This window comes from Rania fehmarnensis (assembly GCF_056494185.1).
On record NZ_CM151398.1, the window covers coordinates 4,832,664 to 4,854,297 of the forward strand.

12 protein-coding genes are annotated in these 21,634 nt (G+C 54.1%); 8 read left to right on the top strand and 4 right to left on the bottom strand.

Going from position 1 to position 21,634, the window contains the following annotated elements:
• Positions 1–180: 180 nt before the first annotated feature.
• The 5 genes from SH573x_RS16375 to SH573x_RS16395 all read left to right on the top strand — a co-directional run bounded on the left by SH573x_RS16375 (position 181) and on the right by SH573x_RS16395 (position 4,450).
• On the top strand, positions 181–684 hold the full coding sequence (locus tag SH573x_RS16375) for an RNA polymerase sigma factor (RefSeq protein ID WP_479348683.1): 504 nt from the start codon (positions 181–183) through the stop codon (positions 682–684).
• Position 685: 1 nt separating this feature from the next.
• Positions 686–1,870: a LolA family protein gene (locus SH573x_RS16380; RefSeq protein WP_479348684.1), complete on the top strand. Its 1,185-nt coding sequence runs from the start codon at positions 686–688 to the stop codon at positions 1,868–1,870.
• Between the two features lie 163 nt (positions 1,871–2,033).
• Positions 2,034–2,555 carry a thioredoxin family protein gene (locus SH573x_RS16385; protein ID WP_479348686.1) on the top strand — a complete coding sequence of 174 codons (522 nt, stop codon included), beginning with the start codon at positions 2,034–2,036 and terminating at the stop codon, positions 2,553–2,555.
• Positions 2,556–2,895: 340 nt separating this feature from the next.
• Entirely contained in the window at positions 2,896–3,921 is a 1,026-nt protein-coding gene (locus SH573x_RS16390; RefSeq protein ID WP_479348688.1) for a tetratricopeptide repeat protein, read from the top strand.
• Between the two features lie 157 nt (positions 3,922–4,078).
• Complete coding sequence (locus tag SH573x_RS16395) at positions 4,079–4,450, top strand: hypothetical protein (protein WP_479348689.1); 372 nt, start codon at positions 4,079–4,081, stop codon at positions 4,448–4,450.
• A gap of 704 nt (positions 4,451–5,154) precedes the next feature.
• On the opposite strand, the gene SH573x_RS16400 is transcribed toward SH573x_RS16395, so the two are convergent.
• From SH573x_RS16400 to SH573x_RS16415, 4 genes are all read right to left on the bottom strand, one after another.
• Positions 5,155–7,380, bottom strand: a complete 2,226-nt coding sequence (locus SH573x_RS16400; RefSeq protein WP_479348690.1) for an outer membrane protein assembly factor BamB family protein — start codon at positions 7,378–7,380, stop codon at positions 5,155–5,157.
• A complete protein-coding gene (locus tag SH573x_RS16405) occupies positions 7,377–9,656 on the bottom strand; it encodes a S9 family peptidase (protein WP_479348691.1) in 2,280 nt (759 codons plus the stop codon). Before SH573x_RS16405 ends, SH573x_RS16400 begins: the two co-directional genes overlap by 4 nt.
• Before the next feature lie 25 nt (positions 9,657–9,681).
• Positions 9,682–10,086 carry a hypothetical protein gene (locus SH573x_RS16410; RefSeq protein ID WP_479348693.1) on the bottom strand — a complete coding sequence of 135 codons (405 nt, stop codon included), beginning with the start codon at positions 10,084–10,086 and terminating at the stop codon, positions 9,682–9,684.
• 101 nt (positions 10,087–10,187) lie between these two features.
• Positions 10,188–12,848, bottom strand: a complete 2,661-nt coding sequence (locus SH573x_RS16415) for a DUF6288 domain-containing protein (RefSeq protein ID WP_479348694.1) — start codon at positions 12,846–12,848, stop codon at positions 10,188–10,190.
• 886 nt (positions 12,849–13,734) lie between these two features.
• On the opposite strand from SH573x_RS16415, the gene SH573x_RS16420 reads away from it, so the two are divergent.
• The 3 genes from SH573x_RS16420 to SH573x_RS16430 all read left to right on the top strand — a co-directional run bounded on the left by SH573x_RS16420 (position 13,735) and on the right by SH573x_RS16430 (position 21,589).
• The gene (locus SH573x_RS16420; protein WP_479348695.1) at positions 13,735–16,896 is read left to right on the top strand and encodes a sialate O-acetylesterase; all 3,162 of its coding nucleotides are present in this window, start codon (positions 13,735–13,737) and stop codon (positions 16,894–16,896) included.
• 167 nt (positions 16,897–17,063) lie between these two features.
• Complete coding sequence (locus tag SH573x_RS16425) at positions 17,064–20,141, top strand: DUF1553 domain-containing protein (protein ID WP_479348696.1); 3,078 nt, start codon at positions 17,064–17,066, stop codon at positions 20,139–20,141.
• Positions 20,138–21,589: a DUF1501 domain-containing protein gene (locus tag SH573x_RS16430; protein ID WP_479348697.1), complete on the top strand. Its 1,452-nt coding sequence runs from the start codon at positions 20,138–20,140 to the stop codon at positions 21,587–21,589. The genes SH573x_RS16425 and SH573x_RS16430 overlap by 4 nt, the downstream gene beginning before the upstream one ends.
• The last annotated feature ends 45 nt before the right edge of the window (positions 21,590–21,634 follow it).

Below are 21,634 nucleotides of genomic sequence, written 5' to 3' on the forward strand. Positions count from 1 at the left end.
TTATCGCGCCCCACGTAGCCGCGTCTCTCCGAGGCGCTAATCCGAGTAACGCAGAGGCGAGTCTCGGAGAGACTCGGCTACGTGGGCTTTTTTGATTAAATCTCGAATTATGCAGTCATGGCGGGCGAGTTGGTGCGACTTCTTTATAGTCCGACACTCATCCACTCCCAAGGAGCCACCATGGCCGAAGAACATCCACCTGATTGGCCTAAGATTGTCGAGCGTCATGCGGAACGTGTTTTCCGTATCGCTTACCGCATCCTCGGCTCGGTTCATGACGCCGAAGATGTTTCGCAATTGGTCTTTATCGATGCCAAGCGTGTTCAGGAAGCAGGACCGATCCAAAGTTGGTCGGGGCTCTTCGCACGTTTGGCGACGACTCGAGCCATCGATTTGCTGCGTCGACGACGCCAGAGCATTGAGATTGACGAGAATCAACACGTTTCGAACCTGCAGCCACATCATCACGTGGTCGGTGCCGAACTTGCCACTTGGTTGCGCAGCGCAGTGGCAAAACTGCCCGAACAGCAGGCTGCTGTCTTCTCGTTGAGTCACTTTGAACAACTCGATCGAAACGAAGTGGCCGCCATCTTAACGATCTCAGTCGAATCGGTTTCGACAGCCCTCTACAAGGCGCGCGGGCGACTGCAAGAACAACTCAAATCCTTCAACGGAGTCCGATAATATGAACGATACAAATTCAACCTTCACCGAAAACCACGATGACCTGGAACCGCAGCTTGAATCGGCCGTCTGGGCAGTACTGAGCGAACCACTGCCAGCCGACGCCATCCGACGCGTCAAATCGAACGCTCTGACATTGGAAGGAAGACCAGATCCAAAACATCTTCCTTCGTCTCGCACCGTGTCTTGGAGTCGTAGTCCTTGGATGCAAGTTGCTTCATTGGCCGCTTGTATTTTCTTGGTGCTCGGGGCAACGATGATGTTACCTTCGTCCTCCAGTGCCTTCGCGCAAGCGATCGAAAAACTGAACAAGGCCGGAGCGTTCCGGTACAAAGAAATGGTGTATGTGACAACGCAGAACACACCAGTAGAAGTCCAAGTATCAGTCTCAGAGGATGGTCGTGAGCGGAGATCAATGTTTGGAAGGATCGCGATACATGATTCGACTGGGCAGCTGCGATTGTCAATGTACGAAGAAACAAAGTCGGCAACAGTACATCCGCCAATGGAAGGCCTGCTCGCTGAGCCGGACCGACAGATCAAGTGGTTGGAACAGCTTAAATCCTACGGCAAGAAGCCCGACAAGGAACTTGGTTCGATGAAAATCGACGGCCGTGACTGCCTGGGTTTCGAAATAAAACCTGTTCCGTCGGCCAACTACGTAGTTTGGATTGACGCAAAAACCAGCGATTTGGTTCAAGTTGAATTTATGGGGATGCCTAAAGGATCATCTGTTACCAAGTCAGTGATGAAGGATTTTGAGTTCAACGTCACTCTCGATCCGATGTTGTTTAGCTTCGATGCTCCTCAAGGCTATCAATCTTCAAATGCCGCGAACTTGCCAGAGCTCTTGCCGCTGGAAGAGAGCTTGGTCGAAGCACTCAAGGGCTATACCGAACTGAGTGATGGCAAGTTCCCCAAGAGCATTACGGATTGGGCCGAATGGGTGATCCTACTTTCTAAAGACGGTATTCCCAGGACCACACTGGCCGCACGGCTAGGCGCGTTGACTCCCTATCTTACAGGTATGTCGGAAGATGATTACGACTACATAGGTGCTGGAAAGACAGTCGCTGAAAAGCGATCGATCGTCTTCTGGTACCGAAATCCTGAAAAGCAACTCCGAGCCGTCTACAGCGATTTCACAGTAGCCACAATTGCGGAAACTGACTTGCCTAAGAAATAGCGACTCCCACGTAGCCGAGTCTCTCCGAGACTCGATCCACTCAGCGTTTCGGACAGGCGCTGCTACGTGAAACCACGTAGCCGAGTCTCTCCGAGACTCGCACTCACCAGCGTCTCGGAGAGACGCTGCTACGTGAGACAAACGCTGATGCTACAATGCGTGCATGGCCACAATTAACGAATCACCATCCGAAATGCCATCGTCTGGCAACTCCGACGCACCGCCGGCACCAAAGAAGGTATTCCATTTCTGGCGATGCTTCTGGCTGACATTCCTGGTTGTCTCACTCTGGTACGCGTGGTACTGCTTCTATGTCCCGACCAATAACATCGCTTGGGCTGAGAATTTCAACTCGGCTCAGCAACAAGCCGCCGATTCGGGCAAACCGATTATCCTCTACTTTACCGGCCAGTGGTGTTCGCCTTGCAGAGTGATGAAGCGTCAAGTTTGGGCAAACGATGAGGTGAAGACCTTAGTCAACACGCATTTCATCCCTGTGGCAATTGATGTGGATGACCCCGCCAACGCTGCGATCTTGGCCCGCTACCAAGTCCAGGGGCCGCCCGTCACGATCATCACCGACCCACGAGGAAATGCATTGCGATGGCGAGTTGGGGGAATTGGCAAGTCGGAGTTTCTTAAATTGCTCAACGTGTCGAATCCATCTGCTACCATGGACTTATAGGGGCAAGCGGGGATTCGTTGCTGGGGTCGTCGGAACTTGGAGAAATGCGAAGTGGCGACTAGTCGCTCCAGCGAGATTTCAAACTCCATGTAATCTTCGACTCGCAGTAGGCCCTGGATTCCCATTGCTACAATCAATTCGTAACTTCGAGTAGCGTATGCCTTCACAGAACTTTATTTTACGCGCCAGCCTCTTGGTCGTTTTCGGAGTACTTGGTGATTTGAGAGCGCAGGGTCACGAGGAACAAGTTAGCCTATGGACTCGCCGTACTGTTGAGACGACTTGCACGCTAATGCTCGATCCGAACGTCCCAGAATATGACAAGTCGTTCAGTATAGGAATGGCAAGCCTTGCCCTGGGACAACAGGGACGCATGAATGAGGCCTTGGAACTGTTCGCAAAATCCGGGCTCGAGGAAAAGTCGAAGTATCGTCAGCAAGGTTTGCTGGCTCTGGCTGATGGTTTGTCTTCTGGAGGTCACATAGATGATGCGCTGAAGATTGTTAACGCCATTGACAATGAGTACATGCGCGGTACTGCTTTCAGTATGGTTGCAATACGGCCGTCGCAACGCGGCGATTTTGAAACATCCGAAGCACTGCTGGGTCGCATTGACACTCCGCGGTATCGCGACCGAGCGGCTAAGCAGATCTGCAGTGAGTATATAGAAGCAAGAAATTACGACGCCGCGAAACGGCTATCGACGCAAATCTCCGACCATGAAACGCTCACCAAAGTCACTGAAGAGATCGAAAGAAAAAAGAAACGGCCATTGATTACGGGCACGGGCTATGTCGAGTACGAGCTTGAGGCAGCCCGCACTCGGCCATTTGGAGGCGCGTCAGATTCCGAGTTGGAGTTTCTGAACCACTACTATCAGGCTGTTGTAGCCCTGGAAGTCAAAGACAATGATCTATTCGACCAAGAATCGCAAGCTGCACGAAAGCTAGCAGAAACTTCGCCAACCAATGACGGAGCTTTACTACTGCTCGGTCGCCTGATGTACAAAGCCGGACGGAAGGATGATTCGAGGCAATTGTACGAAGTCGTGTTGCGAAACTACGTTCAGGATACGGATGTTAATCCATTCGACTTTAACCAGCTCCTCTTTGGCACGGGACCGGATTCGGATGCCAAGATTGTGGCGGTGTGTTTTCCAGAGGAAGAACTTAGGAAGATTCTGGAGGATCTTCTGAAAGTCCCGAGCGCAACAAGTGTGGCAGCACCCTTGTTCGGAGCCGTTGTTGGTCTCCGAAACCCAGGTTGGATCGAGCAAGTGTATGAAACAACGACCGACTTGAAAGTGAAAGCGAGCTTAGCGAGCAATAGCCTACTGTTGATCCCAATGAAGCCCGGCGCACGGTAAGCGGGATATATCGTTTTCGACGGCTCACAGAATTTTTACTCTGTTGTGCTGTAGATGGACGTGTCGACGTGCTCAGCAGATGCAGTTGATATACTGGCTTGTAATCAAGAAGGACGGCGATTGAATGCAACACACCTATTCCTATCAGAGACCAACCGTGAGCCCACAGGATGCCAGGCAACTCGTGATTTACGTAGACGTCGACGATACGCTCATACGCAGTGCCGGCAGTAAACGCATTCCGGTAAGCGGAGTCGCGGATCATGTGCGTCGATTACATGCTGAGGGTGCTTTGCTGTACTGCTGGAGTTCTGGCGGAGCTGAGTATGCCCGCGAAGTCGCAATTGAACTGGGACTCGATGAGTGTTTCGTGGCTTTTCTTCCCAAGCCTGATGTAATGCTCGACGACCAGGAAGTCTCCAAGTGGCGACGGCTAATTCAAATTCACCCGGGCCGGTGCTCGACAATGTCGACAGAGCAGTACTGGCTGGAGGTGAAACAAGGTGGCACACATCGTCCAGCTTTTTAGTCGAGCACTTGCATTGTGTTTAAAGTTTTGGGTGGCACTGGCAATTCTTTGTCATTTTTGTCTCTTAACCCAACTGACGTGTTTTACAATTCCTGGGTGTTGCAACAGCGAATCTTTCGTATTGAACTTCTCGGCCAGGTCTTTTTCGTTGGGAATCAAATCGTGGATACCATGATGGCATAGTTTGCAGAGGTACAGCCCACGTGTGCGCATTTCTTCCTTTCCGTAGCGCGCTACAAAACGCTTCGTGCGATGCACTGCGCGCGGGATCAAGTGATGAAAAGTTAGTGGCTGCTCTCTTCGGCACAGGTCACAGTGAATAATCGACACTCCTGAGGCTCCAAGGTCGAGACTTGCAAAGCAGATAGGAATTAGACTCGGCACTTACATTTTTGTTCGCGATCAGTGCCAACGTCAAGTGAGGCGTATCCATGAGTGGTTCGTTCCTGGTTTTAAGTCCACTTACTTTACACATAAAGCAATCGCAAACCGCAGGTGCCCCCCTTCTCCCTCAATGAGTAGAGATCGTACAGCTTTTAACTCGTTGCAGCGAAACAATTTGTGAGGTGCATTCCGCTGCAAGCACTTCCACTTCGGTAACGAGCCCCCTCCCGGAGCCTAGCTTAACGCTGGCTCCGACCTCCCCCAAGCAAAGCTTGGGAGAGGTGACATGAAGCCCTTAGATTTGATTCACACACTCTCTCTCATTTTGCCCCCGGCACGCCCCAGAGTTTTTCTAACAAGGCATGCATCTCAGGATCATGCCTAAGAAGTTCCTCGCGGGTAAAAGGGAAGAAATCATTGCGAAAGAAGTAGGCTTCGGAAGTCTCGGCGAAGTACTCCATGGCGTTGGTCATGGCATAAGCTTCTTCGCTTGTATTCGGCTTACCATTGCCAAACGTGCGCTCGACGCGATTGTATAAGCCACTTTGCTTGGCTCGCTGATAGGCGGCTTGGATTTCGGCATTGTCAAAGCCGTCTGGTAGCGCACGAAAATGATAGGCATGCGCCAGTTCGTGAAGAGCAAAGTTAGGCATTCTTCGCATCTCGGCTTCGAAATCATGAACTCCAGAAAACTCCACTCCTTGCGCCATCGCCGGGTCGCGACCGTTTTCTCGCAGCCAGCCGGCCCCAGGATGGAACTCGGCGCCGCTTTGACCCGGCTGATAAGACGGCGAAAAGTAGAGCGGAACTTTCTTCATTTCCCCCACGGCGGTCGCTGGTACATCGCGCACAATCTCATCCAACATCTTCTTCAAACCGTCCAGCGCTTTAGCCGTATCGTCAGCCTCGGTCTCCAGGAGCTTTTTGGCGATGTGAACTTGCCAACCCGCAATGCCACGAGTCTCTCGGACCACCCGTTCCGATTTGGTCTCCGCGCAGAAAAATACCGCATTGGGCGCGTCACTGCGAGCCTGTACGATGTCATAGAAATCATCGCCATCTAAGTCACCCACACTTGCATTGGCCGATGTTTCGCCGGTCTCTTCGAGATTGACTTGCTTCATTGAAAACGGACTGCTCGTCTGCGGCTGGCTCATCTGACTCGTCGCATTTGGGTTGGCGGCTCGAGCATTCCGAATACAGTAGAGTTTCTTCCAACTGCGCAAGAACAGTTGATCGTCGACAGCTACCGGTGAGGCATCGATAACATCATCTAAATCATTGACGGCGACTACCTCCAACTTCTCATTATCCTTTACTACCACCGTTGTTCCTTCGCGGCTTGTAAAGTAAAAATGCCCGCCTGCCAGTATCGGAGAGGCGTACATGCTGCGAATTGCACTCAAGCGCATTTTTTCCAGCAGTGGCTTTCCCGTGTTGGCATCCACGCAACTTAGTGCATTAGTATTGCCTGCGGTGAACAGCAAACGAGTTCCACTGAGTATCGGCGATGGAACGTAGGGCGTCCCCTGAGTAATCTTCCAATCGACTGCGGAACTGTTGGTGATATTGCCTCGCGAGTCCAATGGTATGGAACAAGCCAACGAACCGCGATAGCCGCTCATGCAGATCACCGAGTCACGAAAGCGGATTGGCGAGGGAATCGCGTTGACGGTTTGGCCCGCGCATTCCCAAAGTACGGACCCGTCTTTTGCATCGTAACCTTTAGCTGATCCCGTTCCATTGACCACGATTTGTTGGTTGCCTTCAAAGCGTGTCACAAACGGAGTATTCCATGAGGTAACTTCGCCAGCGCGATCTTTCTTCCAACGTATCTGTCCAGACTGTTTGTCGATAGCCACTAGGAACGAACCTTCCTCTTGATCCCAATTGATGATTACGGCATCATCGGTCAGCGCAGGATTCACCGATTCGCCCCAACCACTACGAGTGCGCATATCGCCTAGGTCGATCTTCCAAATCGGCGATCCTTCCATCGAGTAGCAAAAGACACCGCGCGAGCCGAACGAGAAGTAAAGTCGCTCACCGTCAGTTACCGGAGATCCAGCCGCATAGGTGTTCGTGTCATGCCTGCCTTCGTGCGGGACCTCCTCGACAACAACTTGCTGCCATAAATTCTTGCCTGAATCTCGATCGTAGCTCGACACAATAAACTGATAGAAGAACTCATCCGGAGTCGTTTTAGCTCGCTCGTCACCGACCACCGGCTGCGGGCTCTTTCGTTCAGTCTTAACAGCCGATAACAAGAAGATCTGCTTGCCAAATACAATCGGTGTTGCCGAGCCTTCGCCCGGCAAATCGACCGACCAGGCGATATTCGTTGCCTTGTCCCATTGAATTGGAGGTTTGGCCTTGTCACCCGCCCGACCATCAGCCGTGGGGCCTCGCCACTGTATCCAGTTTTCAATGCGGGAAATAGTCGCTGGGTTGTCTACCGGTTGCGCCTGCACAAAAACAGGTGCCCAAGCCAGCGTACAGGCCACCACGAATGCCCTGGCAATTGCCGTGTGCTCTCGAATACTCACTGCTTTGGCCCCGCGGGAAGTGTGCGAAGGAAATGGTTGGTGATCATCTGAAAGAGGTGGCGCGTTGTATTGTCGCCCTCGCGGATCGCATGAGTGCGATTCGGATAGGCAAACATGGAGAAGGGCTTGTTGTGCTTGATCAACTCGTTGATCAACAACTCCGTTGTCTGGTAGTGGCAATTGTCATCGCCAGTACCGTGGATCAACAGAAGGTCACCCTGGAGCTGGCTGGCAAATGTGATCGGCGAACCCAAGCGATAGCCTTCTTCGTTGTCGCCGGGCAAGCCCATGTATCGCTCTTGATAGATGGTGTCATAGTAGAGTTGATTCGGGACCGGGGCAACCGAAACCCCGGCAGTATAGATTTCAGGGTAACGGAACAAGGCGTTAAGCGTCATCGATCCGCCGCCGCTCCAACCCCACACACCAACTCGCTCTGGATCTAGATAAGTACGCTCCTTGAGTACTGACTTTACTGCGGCAGCCTGGTCGGCCGATGCGAGAATTCCAATCTGTCGATAAACGCTTTTTCGCCATTGACGACCGCGCGGTGCGGGTGTGCCTCGGTTGTCAAAGCTCATCACCACATATCCTTTATGCGCCAGCATGCTGTGCCACAACATCTGATCTCCGCCCCACTTATCCACCACGGTTTGCCCCGCGGGCTCGCCGTAGACATAAACGACCAGCGGATACTTCTTCAGGGGATCATGATCGGGCGGCAGAATGCACCAAGCATCAAGCTCAACGCCTTCGCCAATATCGACGCGAAAGAATTCGCTGGGAGGTAGCTGCGCCGTCTTGATTTGAGCGTGAAGTTTTGTATTGGCTTCGGCGACAAACTGCGTGGCGTGATCGCTCAGGTGAACCACCTCTGTCGTGGGTGGTGAGGTGAAACTGGACGATGTAACCAGTGCCATCTTGCGATCAGGCGATAGGACATATCGATGCGTGCCGGTTTTGCTCTCGGGTGTCACACGTTGCAAGTCGCTGCCGTCGAAGTGCACGCGATACAGATACAACTGGGTGGCGTTGGATGGCGAGGCGTAGAAATAGATCCACTGAGCGACGTCATCAATGCCAAGGATTTCCATTACATCAAACTTACCGGAGGTCACCTGCTTGATCGATTTGCCATCGACTGATGCTAGATAGATATGCTGCCAACCATCTCGCTCGCTCAACCAAGCGAATTGCGACCGATTGGCCAGCCAGTGAAGCGTGTCATGAACATCGATCCAAGCATCATCCCGTTCCGTCAGTACAACCTCGGCTTGTGCACTGATGGCGTCAGCCACATAAACGACCAGTCGGTTTTGCAGCCGATTGAGCTGCTGGATCACCAAACGTGTGTCGTCGACCCACTCCATGCGCGGCAAGTAGTTATCGCGTTGGTCGCCGGGAATCGGCATCCAGCTGGTTTTGCAACTAGCAAGGTCAATCACTCCGATGCGCGCAGCGGGGTTGATGGTTCCAACTTTGGGATAGGGAATGGACTGAATCTTGGGATAGAGCGTGGCGGTGTTGTTGACCAGTGGAAATGATTCAATCCCAGATGCATCGATCTCCCAATATGCAATGCGCTTGCCGTCGGGGCTAAAACGAAAGCCGTCCCGAATCGAGAACTCTTCTTCATAGGCCCAGTCAAAGGTACCATTGATCTTAGTTGCCGAGCCTGTATCGGTCAGTCGAGTGATTGAACGATCACTCAACTTCTGAATGTACAGATCGTTCTGATATACGTAAGCAACCTCCTGGGCATCCGGAGAAAACTTGGCAAACATGAGGGACGATGCAGCTGCGTCACCACCAATCTGCATCAAGGATTGGGACCGGATATCAAGCACCCAATAACTGCCGCGAGTGTTATAGCGCCACACGCGCTCGGTGTCAGTAAAGACAAGCAGCTTGGTTTTATCATGCGACCATTGATACGCATCGATGCTCAGAGGCTTATCGGCACCGGCCGGCGTCAACATCTGGGTAGATACCAGCACATGTTCAACCGCAGGGTCGTTAAGGTCAATTCGAATGATCGATGAATTGCCCTTTTCGGCGACTCGCTTGACGCGTTCAAAGCCTTGGCTGTCGCTCTGCCATTGCCCCACGAACGTCTCGCCGTGGAAGTCCTGGCTGCCGAATATGGAGTCAACCGTGAGGCTCGAGCCGTGACGAAGACGACTTTCCTGGCCCCGCGTCACATCCCCCAAGGACACCATGTGCGCAACAGCCACGACGACAATCAGGGCCACAAATCTAATTGGCAACAGGTTCATGCGTTTCAGTCCAGGAGGTGTCAGGCTATTTTACCGCTTGGCTTCCGACGAGCGCCTCGGCGAAGGCTTTTCCGATGGGAGCGATGATCTTGGCTGCTCCCAGGTAATGGTAGCCACCGTTGGACGCGCCCGAGAGACGTTTCCATTCCGCAGGTGTAAAATTCTCCGCCATGAGCTTCATTTTGTTCTCCCACGAATCTGCCTGTGGATTCTTCTTTTTCTGCTCCTCGACCTCTGCGTCCACCTTTGGCCAATAACTCTCCATACGCTCCGAGAGCTTCTCGAGATCGTCGTCCCAGAAAAGTGCCGTCTCTACTACAAACACGTTCCCCTTGAACTCATCGAATAACGCCGCCACTTTTTCAGCTTTGATTTTCTCGATGTCCTCACCCTGCTTTTTCTTCTCAGCCAGTTCGGTCTCACTGAACACAAATGCTCCACCGCTCGGCGGGCGGAAATCGGTGTGCAGACTTCGACCACCCCAGGAGGTCTTGATGATGAGGATCGGCTCATTGAGAATCTTTTCTATCGTCAGGCCAAAAGTGAACTCTGGTCCAATCTTGTCTCTGGAGCACCGAATCCAGTTGTTAACTTTCCCTTGGCTTCAGTCAAATCGGAGTAGGCATCACCCAAGGAACCGATCGACGAAATCCACACTTTCTCACACACGCGAGGTTCACCATCGCGTCCCCGCATTTCTTGCAAGAGCGGAGCCGTCTTTGGGTCGTCAGCCAGCGAATCAAAAGTCGAGATACTGGCGTGCCCCTGCATATTCGACTGGCCAGCCAGGATAAATACTTTCAACGGCGCAATCGCGGAATGATCGCCGGGTCTCTTTGCTTGCGGCTCTTGGTTGAGCCGGATGAGTTCTGGTGTCTCTGTTGTCACCTCGATAGCTCGAATCGTATCCCGAACGGACTTGGCTTTCTGCTTCATCAGTTCCTCGGGGAAGTCGGGCTCGTCGTTCTCGAAGTAGTTGGCGAGTTGCTTCAGTTCCGGCACAACCGCCTTGGCATGGGTGCCATAGCTAAGCAGGATCTTCATCAGTTCTGGCGTTCGCAGCTGGCTCTCCCATGGGTTCTGCTCTCGCGCATAACGGACGCATGCCTGAATACCTTCTGCGATGCGATGGTTGGCAAAGAGGCGAAGACCTTCCATTCGAATTCCGTCGGCAAACATCTCACCGCTCGGGGCCGGTTCGGTGATTGCCTGATAAATGGCGGGCAACAGCGGCTTGATCTCTGTGGCGGAAAGGTTCTGGTAGACCGAACTGAGACTTCCTCGAGCACGGCCGTCATCGTTCTGTAAGCCGGATCGCACCGCTTTGTATAGCGCCTCGCGGTCGACGCCCTCAAGAGACCCGCCCAGCATGCCGTCGCCATCGAACAGGGCGAAGGTGAGATAACGCTGTTGCATGCCGCGGGGATCATTGACCTTGTCTACTTCGGCCAGCAATTCCAACAACTTCGGGACTGCGGATTTGGCGGCTGGTCCAATCTTGGCCAGCGCATCTGCAGCCCTAACGCGTAGCCAGAGGTCTTGGTCGTTAAGGCAATTCTGCAACGCTTGCACCGCGGGCTCGGCCTGTTGGCCAAGTGCGCTTAGCGCCTGGCAGGCACCGTAGCGAGCGTCGAGGCTGGAAGCGTCGAGCAGTTTGACTAGCGTTGGAATCGGCGCATCTTGGCGACGGCTGAGCGACATTGCGGACCGCTCTCGGACAATCGGTGACCAACTGCCGAGGCGTTCGACGAGTTGATCTTGACTGAGTTTGTCATACGCGCTGTAGCGATCTTTGTTATCCCACCCGCGGCCATCGGCGATCAGTGATTCCGCAGCCATCGTGTCCAGGCTCTGGACGACGGATTTGCCGGAGCCGGTCAGTCGAATCTTCTTCAGCGGCATGGCGTAGGCCAAAAGGTAAGTGCCCGTGGCATCAAAACCCGCGAAGCTGTCTTCCTCGTTTTCCGGAGGGCCTTGATGTGGGTAGCTGCCGTCCCAGTGACGTGCCAGGTCGAAGTACCACGTACCGAACTCCTTCATCCACGCACCGGTGGCTTTCGAGCCCGACAGTGCAACGCTCGGCATGGCCCAGAGCATGTTGAAATAGTTGCCACAGTGCCCGCAGTCTCGCTCTGGCCCGTGCGCGGCCACACTCATCCGCGAGAAGAACTCGGCTCCCTTCGCTTCACCCAGCGCGTTGAAAAGGACCGCCGCCATGCCACACTTGCCGTTATCTTCGTGGCCCTCCATCCAAGGAGCGTGATCGCCATACGGGATAGAGCCCTTGCCGATATAGAACCGCAGCAGCTTGGCGCTGCGTTCGATCGCTTCATCTACCACAACATCCTTCACTCCCGCCTCTCGTGCCAGCACCAAGCCAATCGTCAACACCACTCCGGGTGAGTTCATCATGCCGTAACCGCCAAGTCGTCCGTCAGGGATAGCGAAGCCATGGCCCCAAGAGCCAACCCGGCTTTGCCCCTTGCCCGCTTCGAGCGCGAGACGCTTGAGGCCCGGCAGCACCGACTGATCGCCGGTTGCCAGTGCATACTCAGAGAGGAACAACATGCAGTAGCCGTAGTACCAGGTCTGCATGGACTTGTCGGAATAACCGGCGGCCCACTGGGCTTCGCTCTTCACCAGCGGCATGTACTCGGGATTCCCACTGGCCAACAAGGCAAGTGCATTCAGCGACCGAGGGATGGCGTCCATGTGCGCGTAATCCGGATCGGACATCCGCGCGGCTAGCGCCTTGCAACCTTGTTCGAGCAAGAGTTTCGACTTGTCACAGTCGAAGGGGGCTGTCGCGGCGTAGCTACCGAGCACGCGCAACTTGAGCACAACCTCGTCTGCCTTACCGGCTCGCCAGCGAGTGAGGGCAAGTTTGCCACCGCCTGCTTTCGATTCGGCCCTCGTGATTGCCATGCCGAGTTCCGTGCGCGGGTCGAAGGCGAAGGGCATGCCCCCGACACCCAGGATCACATCACCAACTTGGAAGGTGGCCGCGGCCGGCGAACCCTGGTCGACTTTCGTAATCAAAATCTGGCGCGCATCTGTCGTCACCAGCTTGTCGCAAAAGATCCAACCGCGAAGGCCGGTCGGGCCGAGGTTCCAATCGTGTTTCGAGTCCTTTGGGATTCTTGCACCCTGGGTGAAGTCTGGAACGACGACCGGGTCTTGCGCGATGGACATTGTGGTACGCGTCAATGCCGCGATCACTAGAAGCGTTGAAATTCGCACCAGAGGGTTGATCATGATCGTATCGGCCATAAGTTTTGACGAGAGGTAGCTGACCAATGTTTTGGTTCCGCTATATGTTAGCCTAGCGCGACTCCAGACGCGTCTCCCCTTTCCCCCCAATGTACTGAGATCGTACAGCTTTTAAGTCAGTTGTACGGAGGGCTTAATGTCACCTCTCCCAAGCTTTGCTTGGTGGAGGTCGGAGCCAGCGTTAAGCTAGGCTCCGGGAGGTGACTCGTTACCGAAGTTTAAGTGTTTGCAGTAGAATGCACCACACAAATTGTTTCGCTGCAACGAGTTCAATGCTGTACGATCTCTACTCATTTGGGGAGACGGAGGAATAGTGCGGTAAGCATTTACTTTATGCATAAAGCAATATCGATCCCTTCACTTTGCGATTACTTTACATGTAAACTACATCGACGCCACCGCGTCTCCCCTTTTCCTTCAATGTCCTGAGATCGTCCAGCTTTTAAGTGTTGATAATCCAAGGCTTTAGGATCATGTCTTCCCCCGCCCGGAATTGGCAAACATCCCGTTTAAAAACGCAGAGACGCGGAGGATCGCAGAGAAGACCAATGGCCGGGTCAACTCATCTTCAGTGTTTTCTCTGCGGTCCTCTGCGGACTTTGCGTTTCCTTATCTTCCCACGTACAAGTGCTTTATATGTAATCTAGTACCATACGGCCTCCAGGCCATATTGCTTTTCTACCTCTGAAGTCTGATATTTAGCGAGTTGGAGCATCGTGTGCGATATGAACCCCAACTCGATTGCACCCGCTGTCGCTAGCTGCATCGCCCGCTATCTCCCCCACTCTTCTATGTCGAGAATCTTTTCATGAGAGTACTTCTACTCCTTTGCACTCTGTGCATGTGGCAATTCGCGGTGGTGTGGGCACAGGAGTCGGGTATCCCCGCAGGGATCAACGACGACTTCAAGCCGGCTATTACCAATCAAGCAGGGAAAGAATATCCCCAAGTAAATTCGCAAGGCCGAATCAAGTTCCGCGTGGCTGCACCCGAGGCCAAGAGCGTGTCAACGACTTTTAGGGACAGCACAGAGTTCGTCAAGGGCGATGATGGCGTCTGGACTGGGTATTCGCGGCCACTGGATGTGGGCTTCCACTACTACGAGCTCGTGATCGACGGCGCGCATGTGCCTGATCCAAATAGCACCTTCTACTTTGGGGCAATGCGCTGGGGCAGTGGGATTGAGATCCCCGCTCCCGATGCCGACTTCTACGCGCTGAAGCATGTACCACACGGACAGGTGCGCGAAATCTACTTCCATTCGGATAGTACCAGTTCGGAACGTCGTGCGTTCGTCTACACACCGCCTGGGTACGACGGCGACCAAAGTGTTCGCTACCCAGTTTTATACCTGCAGCACGGTTGGGGTGAAAACGAATACGGCTGGAGCGTCCAAGGTCATGCCGGTCGGATCATGGACAACCTGATCGCAGAGGGCAAGGCCAAGCCGTCGATTATTGTGATGACCTATGGCATGACCAACGACACGCGCATGGGTGGACGACGCAACTTTGATATCAGTCACTTCGAAAAAGTGTTGGTTAACGAATTGGTACCGTTCATAGATACGAACTTCCGCACGCTGACGGATCAGCCGAACCGCGCCATGGCCGGTTTGTCGATGGGGAGTATGGAAACTAAGTTGATCACCCTCCGCCATCTTGATAAGTTCTCGCACATCGGACTGTTCAGCGGAGCCACCATTACTCAAGAGGACGTCGAGAAGACCGACGGATTTAAAGAAAAGGTCAAGCTCGTATTTGTCAGCTATGGGAGCAAGGAAGTTGGCGAAGGCAGACCGCGCCAAGGCGGCAATCCTGCTGACTCTGTGAAGCAACTCAAGGAACTCGGTATTAATGCGCACTATTACCTCTCGCCTGAAACTGCGCATGAGTGGCAGACATGGCGTCGCAGTCTGAAGGAATTTGCGCCGCTGTTGTTCCAAGACAAGGACAAGCTCTCGGGCAACTGGAAAGTCGACTTTGATACGCAGATCGGCGTTCAGAACTACGTGATGACGTTCCAGCGCGCTGACGGCATTCTCCAGGCAACTGCCAGCGCAGTGCTCAACGGGCGTTCGAGGAAAGTTGAGTTCAAGGAGTTGAAGACCGAAGGGGATGTAGTTTCATTCGTTGAACTGTTGAACTTCGGAGGCAACGAAATTCGGATCGAATACGCAGGGCAACTGGATGGAGACACCATCCGCTTTTCACGCAAAGTCGGCGATGTTGCCAACGAACAAGCCACGGCCATACGCGCGAACTCGGTAAACGAATTGATGACCGAGAACGCGCAGCAAGCATCGCTCGGCGCTTCCGGCAACAGTCGACAACAGGCCATCGTCATGAGCGATGCTGTCGATCCCAACTTTCACATTTACCTGTGCTTTGGGCAATCCAACATGGAGAGCGGCGGCCGAATGGAGGATGCCGACCGCGATGTCCCCGAGCGAGTCTTGGTGATGGCCGATTTTGATAATGCCGACCGAGGCTGGAATAAGCAGAGTTGGTACCATGCCGTCCCTCCACTTGCTGCCCGCGGTCGAGGCATTTGCATGGTGGACGCATTTGCCAAGACGATGGCGAATTCGTTGCCCGACGAGGCGCGTATTGGCATCGTCAAAGTCTGTGTGCCTGGCTGTAAGATCGAACTCTTTCAGAAAGAATCATTTCAGGCATACATCGATGGTCAGCGCGATTGGATGAAGAACATCGTACGCGGATACGAAGGCAATCCGTACCAATACCTGATCACTATGGCTAAAGAGGCTCAGAAGCATGGCGTCATCAAAGGCATCCTTCTGCACCAGGGCGAATCGAATACTGGAGACAAAGATTGGCCTGCTAAGGTTAAATCGGTTTACGACGATATGATTCGAGATCTCGGGCTGGATGCGCAGCGTGTTCCACTGTTGGTCGGCGAGATGGTCAATGCTGACCAAGGCGGCCGCTGTGCCAGCCACAACGAGATCATCGCCACGTTACCGCAGACAATCCCGACTGCTCACATTATCTCGTCAGCAGGCTGCGCGACCGACGACAAACTCCATTTCAACTCTGCGGGATCTCGTGAGTTCGGGAAACGCTACGCTGCATCCATGCTTACCTGGCTACAGCCACAGTCGGCATCTGCTCCTGTTTCAGAGTCACCCAAGCAAATCAAAGTAGAAGACGGTGGCCAGGGCCCTTATCCTGCGATCGCGACTGAGTCACCGACGCTCTCACGCATGACCATCTACCGACCGCTGGACCTCACGCCGTTTGGCAGCGAGCGAAAGCTACCTGTCCTGCTGTGGGGCAATGGCGCTTGCGCCAATACCACCGAAGAGCACAAGAACTTTCTCAACGAGATTGCCTCCCACGGCTATATCGTTTTGGGAATCGGATTGTTGGACGAAATTGAAAAGCGTAGCGATGCGTCGCGCGAACGAACGAAATCGTCTCAATTGATATCGGCCCTGGACTGGATCATCGCAGAGAATGCCAAGCAAGAGAGCGAATATGCAGGCAAGATCGATACCAATAAAGTTGCCGCGATGGGCATGTCGTGTGGTGGTCTGCAAGCCATCGAAATCTCCCCAGACCCCAGAATAACGACGACCGTTGTATGCAACAGCGGCGTACTTCCCAATCGCTCGCCCATGCCGGCCATGCCCAGCCTCACGAAAGATGATCTCAAAAAGCTGCATGGACCAGTGCTGTATATTATGGGTGGCCCATCGGATATTGCCTACAAAAATGCAATGGATGACTTTTCACGCCTGGAACACGTCCCGGTTGTCATGACCAACTTGGATGTCGGACATGGTGGAACCTACCGCCGTCCCCACGGCGGCGAGTACACGCCCGTAGCGCTCGCGTGGCTCAACTGGCAACTAAAAGGCACGCCAGAAGCCTCAAAGATGTTCCTTGGCGATGACAGTTTGTTAAAACAGGACGCTAGGTGGACGATTGAGGTCAAGAACTTTTAGGAGTTCTCGCTGAACGAATTCATTTATCGTTACCCACTTTTTGGTCGGATCTCTTGGGAAACATGGACGAGCGATCGACGAGATTATCACGCAAGTCAGACCGGAGTAAACACAGCATGCGATGCTTGGGTTGCTGTTTCGTCCTCCTCTGTCTGCTCGGTACTAACGTGTCGGCAGATGATACACTGCCGCAATTCAATCGCGACATACGTCCCATCTTGTCGGAGAACTGTTTTCCTTGTCATGGACAGGATTCTCAATCGCGAAAGTCTGATCTGCGTTTGGATCTGCGGCCAAGCGCGGTGACTACTGGGGCAATTAACCTTGAGGCTCCAACGGAAAGCTCGCTGCTGGCCAGGATTCGTTCGGATGATCCCGATCAGCGGATGCCGCCGCCGCATTCCAACCGACAACTGACTCCTGAACAGGTGCAGCTGTTGGCACGCTGGATTCAAGCGGGCGCAGAGTATCAATCGCACTGGTCGTTCGTCGTGCCCGTCCTTCCGCCTGAACCGAAAGTCCAGCAGTCGGAATGGGTACGGAATCCAGTGGATAGTTTTGTCCTCGCCAAACTGGAGTCACTCAACCTGGCACCTGCTCCCGAAGCTGACCGCATCACCTTGATTCGCAGACTTTCACTGGACCTCACCGGACTGCCTCCAACGGTGCAGGAGGTAGATGCATTCCTGGCCGATCAATCTAGCGATGCCTACGAGAAAGTCGTCGATCGCTTGCTGAACTCAAAGCATTATGGCGAGAGGATGGCGCAACCCTGGCTGGATGCGGCACGTTATGCCGACACAAACGGCTATCAGAACGACGGCGAACGTTCCATGTGGCGCTGGCGCGATTGGGTGATTGATGCCTACAATCGCAACCTGCCGTTTGATCAATTCACGATCGAGCAACTCGCTGGCGACCTACTGCCAGAAGCCACACAGCAGCAACGACTGGCAACGGGTTTCAACCGAAACCACCGAGGCAACGGCGAAGGCGGGATCGTGCCTGAAGAGTACGCGGTGGAATATGTGGTCGATCGAGTTGATACCACTGCCACGGTCTGGATGGGACTGACGATCGGCTGCGCGCGGTGTCATGATCACAAATACGATCCGTTGACCCAGCAGGATTTTTATCGGATGTTCGCGTTCTTCAACAATGTGCCGGAGAGTGGCCGAGCGTTTAAGTTCGGCAATTCGCCTCCAGTGATGATCGCACCAACGGACAGTCAGAAAAGCCAGCTAGAAGAAATCGAAAGACAATTGAAAGCCGCTGAATCACGCATGCTCGAACTCGAACCCAGCTTGCAAGCCGGTCAAGCAGCATGGGAGCGGACTTTAAATCCCACTTCATCAGCGGATTGGTCGATCACGCGCACACTCCTGGCCCGATTCAACTTGGCAGGCGAGCCAACCGGCACTTCGCTGACGTTTGAAAACGGCGATCCAACTTATGTAACCGATCGAAACACGCAAGTGGCTGCGCTCAATGGCGCACGCTACGTAAACGCAGGTGATGTCGGAGACTTCGGGTTTTATGACAAGTTTACTTTGGCGGCTTGGATCAAACCGGCAAGTCACGATGGTGCCATTTTGTCACGGATGGTCGATCAATCGGCAGAATCTGGGTTTGCCTCTGACTCTGAAGGGTATCGCGTTTATTGGAAAGCGGGACGCGTGCAGTTGCATTTGACGAAGCGTTGGCTGGATGATGCGCTGCGTGTGGAAACCGACGCACCGTTCCCCGCTGAACAATGGCATCATGTGGCAGTGGTCTACGATGGCTCACGATTGGCGTCTGGCGTGAAGATCTATATCAATGGCCAGCCGCAGAAGTTGCGCGTCCTACTCGATCAACTCAATCAGTCGTTTCAGACTAAGCAACCACTGCGCCTTGGCGCAGGAGGCGGACCGCAAGACCGTTTCCAAGGATTCATCAGTGACGTCAGAGTCTATGGCCGGGCTCTGGCCAGCGAAGAAATCGGTATCGTGGCCACTGAAGAAAGTCTCGGGAAGTTGGCCGCTATTGCCGCAACTGAGCGTACACCATTTCAGGCGCGCAAGCTTCGCGAGTGCTTCCTGGCCGAGCACGCAGAATTGCCGTTGCGTGAAGCCAAAGCGAATGTCCAGCGTTTGCAAGATGAACGCACGGCACTGCTGGGCGCGATGCCCACAGTAATGGTCATGGAAGAACTGCCAGTCCCTCGCGAGACCTTTGTTTTGATTCGAGGCGCTTATGATCGCCTGGGTGAACAAGTAAGCCCTGGTGCGCCAGCTAGTATCGCGCCTTTTTCCGCTGGAGCGCGGCCCAATCGACTGGACTTTGCCAAGTGGTTGGTGAGCCCCGCGAATCCGCTGACTGCCCGAGTCGCGGTGAACTATCAATGGCAGTTGATCTTTGGTACGGGGCTGGTGAAGACGGCCGAGGACTTTGGATCTCAAGGGGAACCGCCCAGTCATCCGGAATTGCTGGACTGGTTGGCCTGCGAGTTTATGCTAAGCGGTTGGGACATCAAAGCCCTGCTAAAGACATTTGTCACTAGCGCCACCTATCGGCAAGCATCACGCGTTACGCCGGATCTTTTGGAGCGAGACCCGGAGAACCGTTGGCTCGCGCGGGCCTCACGCGTACGGCTTTCGGCGGAGATGATCCGCGACCAGGCGCTGGCTGTTGGCGGTCTCCTGGTCGATCAAGTCGGAGGGCCTTCGGTAAAACCCTATCAACCCCAGGGGCTCTGGAAGGATCTCTCTGGTACCGACTATGAGCCTGAGCATGGAGACAACCTGTGGCGTCGCAGCTTGTACACGTTTTGGAAGCGCACAAGTCCGCAGCCGACGATGATGTCGTTTGATGCATCAGGTCGTGAGATGTGTCGCGTGCGTCCTGCTCGCACCAGCACGCCGCTGCAAGCACTGGCCCTGATGAACGATGTTACCTTCGTGGAAGCTGCTCGTTGTTTGGCCCAGCGCGTGATCAGCGAAGGTGGCGAAAGCTCGTCGGGCAGAGTCTCGCTCGCTTTTCGCACCGTACTTGCCCGTCCCCCGCGCCCGCAAGAGCTGACATTGTTGCTCGACAACCTCAATGCCAACCTGGCCCGGTACCGCAGCGATCCTGATGCGGCGAAGGCATTGATTAGTCAGGGAGAATCTCCACGGGACAAACGTATCATTGACACAGAGCTGGCTGCCTACACGGCCATCGCTGGTCTGATCTTGAACCTCGACGAGGCAATTACCAAACCATGAACCCTTTGCTCCTTCGACGTCTACTGATCAACCGTCGGTACTTTTTCGGTCGCCTGGGCCTCGGCGCGGCGGCACTGTCTGCCTTATCAACCGCATCGCCAGCGGCCACTCCGCTCGCTACGTCACCGGTTGGACTACCGGGACTACCGCATTTCGCCGCGAGTGCGAAACGTGTGATCTATTTGTTCCAGTCTGGAGCTCCATCCCAACACGACCTATTCGACTACAAGCCTCAACTTGCGGCCAGCTTCGGAGATGATCTACCGGATTCGATTCGACAGGGTCAGCGACTCACTGGCATGACGGCCACGCAAGATCGATTCCCCATCGCTCCTACGCGCTTCAAGTTTGCGCAGCATGGTCAGAGCGGGGCATGGCTGAGCGAGTTGCTGCCACATACTGCGCGAGTGGCGGACGACTTGTGTTTCATCAAGTCCATGCATACGGAGGCGATCAATCATGATCCAGCCATTACGTTTTTTCAGACCGGGGCGCAGTTGGCTGGACGACCGAGCATCGGCTCGTGGTTGAGCTACGGATTGGGAAGCGAGAATCAGGATCTGCCAGCCTTTGTCGCTTTGCTCTCCAATGGCAGTGGCAATCCCATGGATCAGCCATTATATGATCGCCTATGGGGGAGCGGGTTCCTGCCGACCAACCATCAAGGCATCAAGTTCCGTTCTGGAGGCGACCCGGTACTGTTCTTATCAAATCCTGCAGGAGTCGACGCCTCCGACCGTCGCCGCATGCTCAACGATCTGGCCAAGCTGAATGAGATCCAGCTAGCCGAGCAGGGCGATCCGGAGATTAACACGCGCATCAGTCAGTACGAACTGGCCTATCGCATGCAGACCAGTGTCCCGGAGCTGATGGACATTTCAAAGGAATCAAACAGCACTGTCGATCTGTACGGTCCCGAAGCACGCACCCCCGGAACGTTTGCAGCGAATTGCTTGCTGGCTAGACGCTTGGCCGAGCGCGGGGTGCGGTTCATACAGTTGTTTCATCGCGGCTGGGATCAGCATGCCAAACTTCCTGCGCAAATCGCAGGACAGTGTCGTGACACAGACCAACCCAGCGCGGGGTTGATCCAAGACTTGAAACAACGTGATTTGCTCAAAGACACATTAGTGATCTGGGGTGGAGAGTTCGGACGAACCGTCTATTGCCAAGGGCATCTCACTGCCGAAGACTATGGCCGCGACCATCATCCCCGCTGTTTCAGTATGTGGTTGGCAGGCGGAGGAATTCGTCCTGGCATGACCTTCGGCGAGACGGACGACTACGGCTACAACATCGTTCGCAATCCGGTCCACGTACATGACTTGCACGCTACGCTGCTGCATTGCTTGGGGATCGATCACACCAAGCTGACATTCAAGTTCCAAGGGCGCCAACATCGTCTGACCGACGTGCATGGTCACGTTGTTCGGGAGATTGTCAAATAGTGCTTGCATTGACAAGCGGCTCATGCATAGTGACGATGACGGTTT

What these genes read in the sequence shown, in the direction of transcription:
- SH573x_RS16375 (WP_479348683.1), top strand. Translation starts at nt 181, where the DNA reads ATGGCCGAAGAACATCCACCTGATTGGCCTAAGATTGTCGAGCGTCAT.
- SH573x_RS16405 (WP_479348691.1), bottom strand. Translation starts at nt 9,656, where the DNA reads ATGAACCTGTTGCCAATTAGATTTGTGGCCCTGATTGTCGTCGTGGCT.
- SH573x_RS16415 (WP_479348694.1), bottom strand. Translation starts at nt 12,848, where the DNA reads ATGTCCATCGCGCAAGACCCGGTCGTCGTTCCAGACTTCACCCAGGGT.
- SH573x_RS16420 (WP_479348695.1), top strand. Translation starts at nt 13,735, where the DNA reads ATGAGAGTACTTCTACTCCTTTGCACTCTGTGCATGTGGCAATTCGCG.
- SH573x_RS16430 (WP_479348697.1), top strand. Translation starts at nt 20,138, where the DNA reads ATGAACCCTTTGCTCCTTCGACGTCTACTGATCAACCGTCGGTACTTT.
- SH573x_RS16380 (WP_479348684.1), top strand. Translation starts at nt 686, where the DNA reads ATGAACGATACAAATTCAACCTTCACCGAAAACCACGATGACCTGGAA.
- SH573x_RS16390 (WP_479348688.1), top strand. Translation starts at nt 2,896, where the DNA reads ATGGCAAGCCTTGCCCTGGGACAACAGGGACGCATGAATGAGGCCTTG.
- SH573x_RS16385 (WP_479348686.1), top strand. Translation starts at nt 2,034, where the DNA reads ATGGCCACAATTAACGAATCACCATCCGAAATGCCATCGTCTGGCAAC.